Consider the following 11,043-nt stretch of genomic DNA (forward strand, 5'->3'; position numbering starts at 1 on the left):
TAGTAAAGTGCTGACCCGTAAAACGAACGGGCAATTTCTTTTTTGTCATTAGTAACTTCTTACAGGTGAATACTTGACTGCAAATTTAGTAACTTTGCTTGACAAATTAACGAGAAAGAAGAGAAAATGAAAGCCGACCGCATAACATCACCTATACGCAAGCAGGGGGTTCGTGCTTCGTAAGACTGGAAAGTGGTAAATTTAAAGTTCAGTTCATCGTAGGTAGCTTAGTGGTAAAAATCCCTGCCTGCGTGTAGCTGAAAAACGTTGGTGGCAAGTTTTTTACAGAACAGAGAAAATAAAATTATTGTAACTAAAATATGGAAATAGAGCAACTTTCAATAGATAATCTTAAACAGCTAACCGAACTTGTTTTAGAACTTTGGATTGATTGTGAGTTTGACGAAGAATTTGAAAATTATAAAAGGATATTAGGTTCAGAAAGTGAAATTTGTTATCTCTGCAAAGAAGCAGGTGATTATATTGCTTTTTTACATTTAAGTAGCCGAAATGATTATGTAGAAGGAGCAAAAGACTTGCCAATAGCGTATGTTGAGGGAATTTATGTAAAGTCAGATTTTCAAAAGAAAGGCATTGCAAAAAAACTAATGAACTATGCTGAAAATTGGGCAAAACAAAAAGGTTATAATCAAATAGCATCTGACACTAACATTACTAATTCAGTAAGTATTGATTTTCATAAACAGATTGGTTTTGCAGAGATAGAGCGTATTGTTTGTTTCATCAAAGATTTATAGAATAAAATGAGCAAACAAAAAAGCAAACTATTTTATTTGGCAACAGTTGGAATTTTATCTTATGTTGTTGCAGACATTATACACGAAGTAATAGGACACGGTGGAACTTCTTTAATTATTGGAAACAAAATTGAACTATTGACGAGTGTTTATTTTAAAAGTAGTCCAGGGAATATATTCGTGGACATTGGTGGACCTATTGCAAATTTAATTTTCGGTGGCTTTACATTTTATATTCTAACAAGAAAATCTTTTGACAAATTATTTTTATTTCAAGTAACAGCTTATAATTTATTTTGGCTTTCGGGGACAATTTTACATTCAGCAATCAGTAAAACAGGCGATTGGACTTTTGCGGTAAAAGAAGTTGTTGGAGAACCTTACGCAAAGATTTTATTAATTTTTACAGGAATTTTATTTTACTTTATTATTCTACGAGTTTTGAATTTTTATTTAAGCACTAAAAATAATGAACAACACATTGAGCCTTTAACGAAAAAAAATATTTTCTATTCATTCATATTTGCTTCTGTTGCAGCGTTTGTTGCAGGACTTTTTTTTCAATCAGACAGACTACATTCGGCATTAGAAGGCTTACTTGAAATGGCTTCTTCATTACCAATTTTATTTTTAAAATTTGGAGAGAATTCCTTTGAAGAAAGTTACAAATCCAAACCAAATTACTTTTTAGAGTTGATAGTTATTATAATTTACATTGCTTTTTGTTTGACTCTTGGGAAAGGAATAACATAGAAAAATAAACCTGCCACCAACAGCGGTTTGCAAAAATGGCGGGTTTTGGGCTTAATTTAAAGTTTGTTTTGTACCTTTGTCGTCATTGCAAAATTGAAAGTTCCGTCTTTCTAATCCGCTCCTTCGCAAAGCCCCAAAACGTTATGCACAATGCGATTTGAACACTCGTCATAAAATCAACTTTCCGAAAAAACAATTAAAAAAACTTTCTATTTTCCGAAATAAAAATTAAATTTGTCAAAATTTGACAAGTCTAATGAAAGAAACTTTTGGAGAATATATAAAGCGATTGAGAACCGAAAACGGTTTTACGCTTACTCAATTGGCCGCTAAATTAGATTTAGATTCTGCCAATCTCAGCAAAATCGAAAATAACAAACGTGAATTTGACGAAAGAAGATTAACCCTTTTGTCAGAAGTTTTTAATTTGGACATTGCCAAACTACGAACTGAATTTTTTAGTGATTTGATTGCTAAAAAAATTTATGAAAATAATTGTGATGAACAAACTTTGGTTTTAGCCGAAGAAAAAGTCGCTTATCTGAAATCTAAAAATCCAATAACAGTATGAATATAGTATCATTTTTTGCAGGTGCAGGTGGACTTGACCTTGGATTCCAAAATGCAGGATTTAATGTAATTTGGGCAAACGAATACGACAAAGAAATTTGGGAGACCTATCAAAAAAACCATCCACATACAATTTTAGACAAACGAAGTATCGTAAATATTCCGTCTGACGAAGTTCCTGAATGTGATGGAATTATCGGAGGACCACCCTGCCAAAGTTGGAGCGAAGCAGGTGCAATGAAAGGAATTGCAGACAAAAGAGGTCAATTATTTTATGATTTCATCAGAATTTTAGAAGCCAAACAACCCAAATTTTTTCTTGCAGAAAACGTAAGCGGAATGTTGCTTGGTCGTCATTCGGAAGCATTGGAAAACATCAAAGAATTGTTTAGAAATGCAGGAATTGGTTACGAACTTTCTTTTGAAATGGTAAACGCTTGTGATTACAATGTTCCGCAAGACAGAAAACGTGTGATTTTTGTTGGTATTCGCAAAGATTTAGATTTTACCTACAAATTTGAAAGACCGAATTTCAAAAAATTGACTTTACAAGATGCAATTTGGGATTTGAAAGATAATGTTCTTCCTGCAAAAGCAAACAACAAAACTAACGGAAATGATTGCAACTTTCTAAATCACGAATATATGACAGGAGGTTTTTCAACTATTTTTATGTCGAGAAATCGTGTGAGAAGTTGGGACGAACAATCATTTACCATTCAAGCAGGAGGACGACACGCCCCTATTCATCCTCAAGCACCGAAAATGAAATTTATTGAGCAAAACATTCGTGTTTTTGTTCCGGGAAAAGAACATTTATATAGACGTTTAAGCGTTAGAGAATGTGCAAGAATTCAAACATTTCCAGATGATTTCATTTTTCATTATGACAATATTTCAGCAGGTTATAAAATGATTGGAAATGCTGTTCCAGTTAATTTAGCACAGTTTCTTGCTGAAAGCATTAAAAACCAAATCATAAAAAACGAAACCAATAACCAAGTTAAAAATCTACTTAAAGAAGCTGTTGCTGTATGACAAATATTTTAGAAGCGATTGTAAACATTGCACAAAATCCGATTTATGCAATTAGAAGCCATTATTCGGGAAGAAATAGAGTAAACAATATCGGAGAAGCATTGGAAACTTTTGTAAAAGATGCTTTCACAAACTCTATTCAGACTGAAGATGAATTAGAAAAAATGCGTAAATATAATGAAGAATTTTCTTGGTTAGGTAATCAAAATCATCCACCTGATATTATGATAAAAGGTGGAGATGCCATTGAAGTTAAGAAAACTCAAAGTGCAAATTCTGATTTGGCTCTAAATAGTTCTTATCCAAAATCAACTGTTCAATCAAACAGCACAATGATTACGCAATCGTGTAGAACTTGTGAAGATTGGACAGAAAAAGATTTGATTTATTGCGTTGGACATACAACTGACGACAGCATAAAATCTTTATGGATGGTTTACGGCAATATTTATGCAGCCAACCACGAAACGTATCAAATCATCAAACAAAAAATAACGGAAGGAATTAACGAAATTCCGAATGTTGAACTTGCTGAAACCAACGAATTAGGACGAGTGAACCGAGTTGACCCTTTGGGAATTACAAACTTGCGTATTCGTGGAATGTGGCAAATTCAAAACCCAAGACGAGTTTTTAGTTATTTGCATACAACATCATCAAGCATTTTTGAATTAGTTGCTGTAATTCCAAACTCAAAATATGACACTTTTCCAACAGAAAGCAAAACCAAGCTTGAAACTTTAGGAAATCCGAACTTGACAATACAAAACGTAAAAGTAAAAGACCCAAATAATCCAGCAAATTTGATTGAAGCCAAACTAATTGTATTCAAAATAAACGAATAAGACGCACTGTGCATAACAAGGGTTTTGCAAAAGAGCGGGTTAAATCTAAACTTCAACTTTTTTGCTTTCTATCCGCAAAAACCATTTTTCTTTTCCTTTTTTTGTAATTTAGCAAAAGAAAAAATGGTTTTGCTACCGTTGGTGCAAAATTGAAAGTTCCGTCTTTCTAATCCGCTCCTTCGCAAAGCCCCAAAACGTTGGCGGTAATTTTACCAAACAGAATGTTGAAAATAAAAAAGTATAATCCGATGAAGCTATAAGTAACTGTCCAAAATAAACAACGTAAAACTTTTTCATTGCTTTCAAAAAGTAGTGAAAATTTCTATTATCAACATTTAAAAATTAGAAAAATGACACAGTTACAAATGATTGACAAAACAAAATATATAGCTCAACAAGACGAAAATGTTTCCGCCGTTTTTATGTATGGTTCATTTACCAAAAACGAAGGAGACAAATATTCTGACATCGAATTTTACATCTTCTTGAAAAATAAAGAAAATTTCTCGACAGAAAAATGGGTAAATCAAATTCATCCTTTGGCTTTATATTTTACAAACGAATATGGAAGTGAAGTTGCTATTTTCGAGAATATGGTCAGAGGAGAATTCCATTTTTTAAAAACGGAGGAAATTGAAATTATCAAATCTTGGGACGGAATTGTTGAATTTAGCGATTTTGACCAAATGAACCTAACCGACAAAGATGGACTTTTAACGAAAACGCTTAATCAAATCAAAACGAAATCGCCCGAAAGAATAACAAATGAAAATATTTTGTGGTTAAGCCAATCATTACTGAATGTTGTACTGACAACAAGCAACTTGATTAAACGAGAAGAATTTGCTCACGCTCATCACAGTTTATCAAATGTGCAGAAATACTTGCTTTGGCTTATAAGAGCAAGAACAAGCAAAACGCAACATTGGGAAAGTCCGACTAAAAGTCTCGAAAAGGACATTGACACGATTTGGTATTCAGAGTATAAAAAAGTAACATCAGATTTAAATCCCAAAAACATCGTTTTGGCTTTTGAGAACTCATTAAATTTATCGGAAAAACTATTTGATGAACTAAATATTGAACCCAAACTGAAAGAAATCCTACACAAAATAAGATAAAAAAACTACCGCCAACATCGGTTTTGCAAAAGAGCGGGTTAAGTGGTTAATTCAAGGTTTGTGCATTTAATCCGCAAAACCATTTTTTATTTGCTTTTAAAATGTAAATTAGCAAATAGAAAAAATGGTTTTGCTTAAGTTAGTTCAAAATTGAAAGTTTAGTCTTTCTAATCCGCTCCTTCGCAAAGCCGCAAAACGTTGTACACTATTTTAAAATGACAATAACGATAAAACATTTTCTTTCAATAATCTTTCTGGCTTTCTTGTTTAGTCAAAACCTAAATGCACAAAGACATAAAACTAAAAATGTTTTAAAAATTGCAGATAGCATTTTATCAATAAATGTAAACCCTGAAATTATTAAATATTTTAAAGGTTACACTGGTTCTTATCAAAAATATAAAAAAGGAAAATACTATTCGCACAGAGGTTTTACCCATAAAACGAAATTAAATAAAAACGTTGAAGAGATTTGGATTTTATATCATTTTAACTTCCCAGAAGTAGAAGGCTTGACAAATGGTACTTGGATAAAACTTGATAAAAACCTTAATTTAATTGAACCAATAAATCTAAGTTTTATTCCACAATTTTTGTTAGAAAACAGAAAATGTGATTTTATAACAAAACAGGAAGCTCTTAAAATTGGTATTGAAAACTTTAAAGAGCCAGGAATAAAAATAAATGAACCAATTCTAATTTTTAATAAAAAAACAAACTCTTACGTTTACAGAGTTGAGAATGTTCTAACAAAATCTAAAAATACAATCGGAAAAGATACTGGCAAAACCGAAGTGTTAATTATCAATTCATTATCAGGAGAAATAATTGAACGTTTAGAAGGTCTTTACGGAATAATAATAAGATAAAAACAGTGTACAACAGCGGTTTGCTTCAATGGCTACTTCCGGATTTTCCTACGGAAAATCCGCTGCTGAATGGAATGTTTTGTTATATTTGTAATGGCTTGGTGTTGGTTCAACGCCACTGAGAGCAAGCCGCAGAACGTTAGCGGAAACCCTATGGACAAACACAGACGACAATAAAACAACAGACATATGCCAGATTTTAAAATTGAAAAAAGGACAATTTACGATAAGGAATACTTAAAAGTTTATTTGCGTGACAAGACAAAATTTGGCACTGTAAGAACTTTGTTATCCTCTCTACAGTCTGTAAAGAATGTGAATATTACCGAAAATAATGAAACCGATTTAACAGTATATCCATCAAAACTATATTCGGCTGACGAGACAATTCACGAATTAGAAGTATCACTCAATAACTTCTTTTTAGGTAGCCCACTTGACCCGATTATTCAGGACAACGGACTATCCAACATCAGCGAAAAAGCCTATTTTCAAATACTTGACAAGATTGTAACTTACGGACAAAACCTTGAAAAATATAAAGATCTCTATGACAAGTTTGATGAAGAAGGATTTAGAAATTTTTTCCTTCCACATCTAAATTCAATTTCAATAAGCCATACTGCGACTGGTGAAACATTTAATAAAATCGGCAAGACAGATATTTTAATTCAAGATGAAAAGGGTCAAAATGTTTTCATAGCTGAATGTAAGTTATGGAAAGGTGAAGGCGAAATTGAAAACGCTTTAAATCAGTTACTCGACAGATATGTTACTTGGAGAGACGAAAAAGTAGCCCTAATTTTCTTCAACAAGACCGTTAAAAAGTTTGGCGACATTTTGGACAAAGGGGTTGATTCTTTGAAAGCACATAAAAATTTCAAATCTTTCATCGGGCAGCGACAATCAACATCATTTTCGTTTTTATTCACTAACCCAGACGACAAGGAAAAGACTATCAAATTGGAACTGATATTTTTCAATTGTGTGTAAAATGAATTCCAAGAAACGACACAATATCGAACTAACAAGAAGGGCATCCGCTAACAGGCGTTTGGCTCAATGGCGGGTGACGTGGTTAATTGAACATTCTACCTCGCTTCAACTTTTGTGGTTAAATGAAATTTTTTCGCTCCGAAATCCGCCACTGCGCCAAGCGCCAAACCGTTGTGCGCAATATTACAAGCGCGGTTTTGACTACAACTTTCAGGATTTTTTTTAGAGTTTTCGACTGAAATTTGCAGCACTGACTTATGGACTTTTCCGCTAACAAAATAACGCTAACTTTTTCAAAATTGTTCTGACTAAAATTTGACTGAAGTTTTAACGAACAAAATGCGCTGACTTAAATTCTCAGGATCCGACCTGGACAAAACTGCGTGAATAAATACGCTGACTTTTTGATTTCGTAAAGAAAAAAATGTCGTGCTTGATTTTCACTTCTCTGACTGAATTCAACGGGTTGAATTAAGTCCTCGAAACGAAAATACTGCGCACAACAACGGTTTTGCAAAAGCGGGCGGAATGTTTTTAGTAGAATTACTCGTTTTCTCAGAAAAATTTGTAATTTTAGCAAGGTTTCTGCTTCGTTTGGCCCGCCTTCGCAAAGCCGAAAACCGTTAGCAGAAATTTCAAACAAACATTACGTAAAAAAAGTATGACCAAGAACAAAAAACTATCAGAACTAACATTAAACGAGCTTTACGCTGAAAAAAAGAAAATTAAAGGAATTCTAATGGGATTTGGAATTGTGATGATTATTGCTTGTATAATACTAATTGCTGTTGCGGTTAAAAGTAAAAATTATGCTCTGATTGCAGTAGCGAGTGGTAGTTTTATAACTTTACTTCCAATTATGACTCGTCTAGGACAATTGACAAGGAAATAAAAACCCGTGAACAGAAATAGTTAAAAAAAACAAATGGAAAATATTTGTAAAAACTGCAACCAACTTATTACAGCGAATTTCTGTGCGAACTGTGGACAGAAAAAATTTAAACGAATTGACAAAAAATATATTTGGGAAGAATTACAATATACTGTTTTGCACACCAATAAAGGACTGCTCTATTCGCTAAAAAACATTCTAAAAAACCCTGGAAAAACAGCAAAGGAATTTATCGAAGGAAACCGAGTAAATCATTATAAACCCATTTTGTTAGTTTTTGTATTGAGTGGAATAGCTACGTTTATTTCTTTTAAGGTTTTAAACCTAAAAGAATTTATGAGTGCTTACTTTTCGCAACAGCACATTAACTCAAATTTTATGGGAGACATAATGTCGCTTATGTCTAGTTATACTTCGATATTAATGTTACTTTGTGTTCCATTATTTGCAATAACAACGAAAATAGCCTTTAGAAAATGGGGTCATAATTACTATGAACACATAGTGATGAATGCTTACATTCTATCATTTTATACTTTAATAAGCATCCTCTTTGTATATCCCATTATGTTCTTTTTTAGGCATTCACCAAGTGCATTTTACAATTTAACTCAATTTTCAATTCTGCTTGTTCCATTAATATTAGTTTGGTTTTTTAAGGAATTTTATAAAGAAAAATCTTTGAAGAATATTATTTTAAAAGTTCTCGCCGTTTTAGGCTTGACAATCCTAGGTTATTTGATTTTTATTATTTTGGCTGGATTTGTTGTTTTTGGAATAGCAATGATAAAAGGTCCAGAAGCAATGGAATATTTAAAACAGAAATAAAGAAACTTCTGCTAACATCGGTTTTGCAATAGCGGGGCTGAAGTTGTATTTTGAACATTTGTGCAAATAATCCGCAAAACTTTTTCCTTATAGGCTTTTATTTTTTAAATTAGCCAAAGGGAAAAAGTTTTGCTCAAGGTAGTACAAAATTGAAGATTTGTGCTTCGATTTCCCCGCCATCGCAAAGCCGTTTTCCGTTAGCAGCCATACAACGAACGCCGTTAAAATTCCGAACTTTGTAGAATGAAAATAGAAACTAAAATGGACACAGTAACACACGAGGCAAAAACATTTGAAAACATAAACTATTCCGAGAAAAAATTATCGGGCAGAGAGTTTCTAAACTGCGAGTTTAAGAACTGTAACTTTACAAAAAGTGATTTAAGCAATAATATTTTTGAGGACTGCTCTTTTAAAAGTTGCAACTTTTCACTGACAGTATTTCGCAACACAGGGTTAAGAACCATAAAATTTATTGGTTGCAAGCTAATGGGCATTGATTTTAGCGTAGTCAATAGTTTTTCATTTTCCGTAGCTTTTCAGGACAGCATTCTTGACTATTCTTCTTTTTTTCAGTGCAAAATGAAAAAGACAAATTTCACAGACTGTTCCTTAAAACAAGTGGACTTTAGGGAAACGGATTTATCAATGGCTGTTTTCAAAAACTGCGACTTGACATTAGCTTCCTTTGTGCGGACAAACCTTGAAAAAACGGACTTCCGCACAGCATTAAACTATTCGCTTGACCCTGAACAGAACAAAGTGAAAGGAGCTAAATTTTCGCATTTAGGACTTGTGGGATTGTTGTATAAATATAATCTTGACATTGAACAGTAACAAACAGAAAGATAGAAAATGTACGGCTGCTAACAGCGGTTTTGTGAAAGTGGGGTTTTAAGGCAAAATTTAAAGGTAATTTTATATATTTGACTTCAGTCCTAATGGAAAGGTTTGGGAACAAAAATCCCCACCTCCACAAAGCCGGCGGGACGTTAGCGGGCATTGTAAAGGACTACCTCTAAAAAAGAAAACTGAGAAATGTATGAACTTAGAATTGCAAATACTACAATCTGACAATATTAAAGAGTTCAAGGACTTAATAGTTATTTTTGAAAATGTATTTGAAATGAAAAATTTCAATTTGCCAAGTGAATTGCACTTACAGAAACTATTAAACCAAGAAACCTTTTATGTAGTTACGGCTAGGGCAAACAACAAAGTTATAGGTGGGCTGACAGTTTATGTGCTTGACCAGTACTATTCAGATAAACCATTAGCCTATATATATGACCTTGCAGTATTGACGAATTACCAAAGAAAAGGCGTGGGGCGAAAGTTAATAGCGTTTACAAATCAATATTTCAAAGAAAAGGGATTTGAAGAAGTTTTTGTGCAAGCAGATGAAGTTGACAATTATGCTCTTGATTTCTACCGTCTTACAAATCCGACAGAAGAAGAGAAAGTGCGACATTTCTATTACAAATTAACTCTTGACAGTGAAAAGTAAACAAGAACAACGACCCGCTAACACGGGTTTTGCGTCAGGCGGGGTGACGTATCACTTGGAGCTTTGTGCTTCTATTCAAGTTCAGTGCAGGTTGACAGTTTTGTGCTCCGAAACCCGCCCGAACGCAAAGCCCGAAAACGTTATGCGACACCCTATGGAAAACAGCGACTATAAAAGAAAATGTAACAAGTGTGGAACACAAATGGACAAAGAATATGATACAGAATATCATGATGTTTTTCAGTGTCCAAATTGTGAATATCAGAAGTTAATTCAAATTGACGAATGTTGTCGCAAACCTTTAAAAATTGTCATAATTGATAACACAAAAAAGTTGGATAGATTGCTGTATCAATGTATCAATTGCGGAGGAATTGTAAATAAAAACAAGCCATTATCTTTTAAAGAGTATTCTGACCAAATAAGGGATGAAATTAATACTCATCGCTTAAAGGAGTGGCAGGAAAATGTTAATTTTGATTTTCAATTAACAAAAGAGCCTATTAATGAAAACAACTTTAGAATATCAAATTTTGGAAAGTTACAAGAACATTATGCAACCGAAAGATATAGAAATTTAAGAAAAAATGCATTAGTAAGAGATAATTATAAATGTCAAATATGTTCAAGACAAGCGGAAGAAGTTCATCATTTAACTTATGAAAATTTTCCCAACGAAAAACTAGAAGACCTACAATCTTTGTGTTCTAAATGTCATAATGAAATTACATGGAAAAATAGATTTCAAAAAATAAACAAAAACAACTAAAAGGGCGATCGCATAACATAGGTAACTGTTGCACAACTCCAATTTACAGTAAAAAACAGAATATATGACCTCGTTTAAGCCTTTTTAAGCGAGGTTT

General features: G+C 33.0%; 14 protein-coding genes. 13 read left to right on the forward strand and 1 reads right to left on the reverse strand.

Features of this window, described 5'->3' with window-relative positions; translation table 11 throughout:
* Positions 1–320: 320 nt before the first annotated feature.
* The 8 genes from aac(6') to HXZ74_RS16805 all read left to right on the forward strand — a co-directional run bounded on the left by aac(6') (position 321) and on the right by HXZ74_RS16805 (position 6,947).
* Positions 321–758, forward strand: coding sequence for an aminoglycoside 6'-N-acetyltransferase (aac(6'), locus tag HXZ74_RS16770; RefSeq protein ID WP_280062315.1), 438 nt, complete (start codon positions 321–323; stop codon positions 756–758).
* A gap of 6 nt (positions 759–764) precedes the next feature.
* Positions 765–1,511: a hypothetical protein gene (locus HXZ74_RS16775; RefSeq protein WP_280062314.1), complete on the forward strand. Its 747-nt coding sequence runs from the start codon at positions 765–767 to the stop codon at positions 1,509–1,511.
* A gap of 256 nt (positions 1,512–1,767) precedes the next feature.
* The gene (locus HXZ74_RS16780; protein WP_286476467.1) at positions 1,768–2,082 is read left to right on the forward strand and encodes a helix-turn-helix domain-containing protein; all 315 of its coding nucleotides are present in this window, start codon (positions 1,768–1,770) and stop codon (positions 2,080–2,082) included.
* Positions 2,079–3,119 (forward strand): DNA cytosine methyltransferase, encoded by a 1,041-nt coding sequence (locus HXZ74_RS16785; protein ID WP_286476469.1) that lies wholly within the window; start codon positions 2,079–2,081, stop codon positions 3,117–3,119. The genes HXZ74_RS16780 and HXZ74_RS16785 overlap by 4 nt, the downstream gene beginning before the upstream one ends.
* Complete coding sequence (locus HXZ74_RS16790) at positions 3,116–3,964, forward strand: NgoPII family restriction endonuclease (protein WP_286476470.1); 849 nt, start codon at positions 3,116–3,118, stop codon at positions 3,962–3,964. Before HXZ74_RS16785 ends, HXZ74_RS16790 begins: the two co-directional genes overlap by 4 nt.
* 350 nt (positions 3,965–4,314) lie before the next feature.
* On the forward strand, positions 4,315–5,085 hold the full coding sequence (lnu(H), locus tag HXZ74_RS16795) for a lincosamide nucleotidyltransferase Lnu(H) (RefSeq protein WP_064964663.1): 771 nt from the start codon (positions 4,315–4,317) through the stop codon (positions 5,083–5,085).
* Positions 5,086–5,348: 263 nt separating this feature from the next.
* Positions 5,349–5,954: a hypothetical protein gene (locus HXZ74_RS16800; RefSeq protein ID WP_286476471.1), complete on the forward strand. Its 606-nt coding sequence runs from the start codon at positions 5,349–5,351 to the stop codon at positions 5,952–5,954.
* Positions 5,955–6,143: 189 nt separating this feature from the next.
* A complete protein-coding gene (locus tag HXZ74_RS16805; RefSeq protein ID WP_286476472.1) occupies positions 6,144–6,947 on the forward strand; it encodes a hypothetical protein in 804 nt (267 codons plus the stop codon).
* Between the two features lie 98 nt (positions 6,948–7,045).
* Here the strand turns inward: HXZ74_RS16805 and HXZ74_RS16810 are convergent, their stop codons facing one another.
* Positions 7,046–7,201, reverse strand: coding sequence for a hypothetical protein (locus HXZ74_RS16810; RefSeq protein ID WP_286476474.1), 156 nt, complete (start codon positions 7,199–7,201; stop codon positions 7,046–7,048).
* A gap of 410 nt (positions 7,202–7,611) precedes the next feature.
* Between HXZ74_RS16810 and HXZ74_RS16815 the strand changes: the two genes are divergently transcribed.
* The 5 genes from HXZ74_RS16815 (at position 7,612) to HXZ74_RS16835 (ending at position 10,946) form a co-directional block, all read left to right on the forward strand.
* Positions 7,612–7,842 (forward strand): hypothetical protein, encoded by a 231-nt coding sequence (locus HXZ74_RS16815; RefSeq protein WP_286476475.1) that lies wholly within the window; start codon positions 7,612–7,614, stop codon positions 7,840–7,842.
* 33 nt (positions 7,843–7,875) lie between these two features.
* Complete coding sequence (locus HXZ74_RS16820; RefSeq protein ID WP_286476476.1) at positions 7,876–8,670, forward strand: DUF3667 domain-containing protein; 795 nt, start codon at positions 7,876–7,878, stop codon at positions 8,668–8,670.
* Positions 8,671–8,913: 243 nt separating this feature from the next.
* Positions 8,914–9,507: a pentapeptide repeat-containing protein gene (locus tag HXZ74_RS16825; RefSeq protein WP_286476478.1), complete on the forward strand. Its 594-nt coding sequence runs from the start codon at positions 8,914–8,916 to the stop codon at positions 9,505–9,507.
* 205 nt (positions 9,508–9,712) lie between these two features.
* On the forward strand, positions 9,713–10,177 hold the full coding sequence (locus tag HXZ74_RS16830) for a GNAT family N-acetyltransferase (RefSeq protein ID WP_024568394.1): 465 nt from the start codon (positions 9,713–9,715) through the stop codon (positions 10,175–10,177).
* 154 nt (positions 10,178–10,331) lie between these two features.
* Positions 10,332–10,946 carry an HNH endonuclease gene (locus HXZ74_RS16835; RefSeq protein ID WP_168637993.1) on the forward strand — a complete coding sequence of 205 codons (615 nt, stop codon included), beginning with the start codon at positions 10,332–10,334 and terminating at the stop codon, positions 10,944–10,946.
* Positions 10,947–11,043: the final 97 nt, after the last annotated feature.

The organism is Empedobacter sp. R750 (genome assembly GCF_030324345.1).
GTDB classification, from domain to species: domain Bacteria; phylum Bacteroidota; class Bacteroidia; order Flavobacteriales; family Weeksellaceae; genus Empedobacter; species Empedobacter falsenii_C.

Excerpts from the sequence above, each read along its gene's own strand:
- HXZ74_RS16775 (WP_280062314.1), top strand. The coding sequence starts at position 765 with ATGAGCAAACAAAAAAGCAAACTATTTTATTTGGCAACAGTTGGAATT.
- HXZ74_RS16780 (WP_286476467.1), top strand. The coding sequence starts at position 1,768 with ATGAAAGAAACTTTTGGAGAATATATAAAGCGATTGAGAACCGAAAAC.
- HXZ74_RS16785 (WP_286476469.1), top strand. The coding sequence starts at position 2,079 with ATGAATATAGTATCATTTTTTGCAGGTGCAGGTGGACTTGACCTTGGA.
- HXZ74_RS16790 (WP_286476470.1), top strand. The coding sequence starts at position 3,116 with ATGACAAATATTTTAGAAGCGATTGTAAACATTGCACAAAATCCGATT.
- HXZ74_RS16805 (WP_286476472.1), top strand. The coding sequence starts at position 6,144 with ATGCCAGATTTTAAAATTGAAAAAAGGACAATTTACGATAAGGAATAC.
- HXZ74_RS16815 (WP_286476475.1), top strand. The coding sequence starts at position 7,612 with ATGACCAAGAACAAAAAACTATCAGAACTAACATTAAACGAGCTTTAC.
- HXZ74_RS16820 (WP_286476476.1), top strand. The coding sequence starts at position 7,876 with ATGGAAAATATTTGTAAAAACTGCAACCAACTTATTACAGCGAATTTC.
- HXZ74_RS16825 (WP_286476478.1), top strand. The coding sequence starts at position 8,914 with ATGAAAATAGAAACTAAAATGGACACAGTAACACACGAGGCAAAAACA.
- HXZ74_RS16830 (WP_024568394.1), top strand. The coding sequence starts at position 9,713 with ATGAACTTAGAATTGCAAATACTACAATCTGACAATATTAAAGAGTTC.
- HXZ74_RS16835 (WP_168637993.1), top strand. The coding sequence starts at position 10,332 with ATGGAAAACAGCGACTATAAAAGAAAATGTAACAAGTGTGGAACACAA.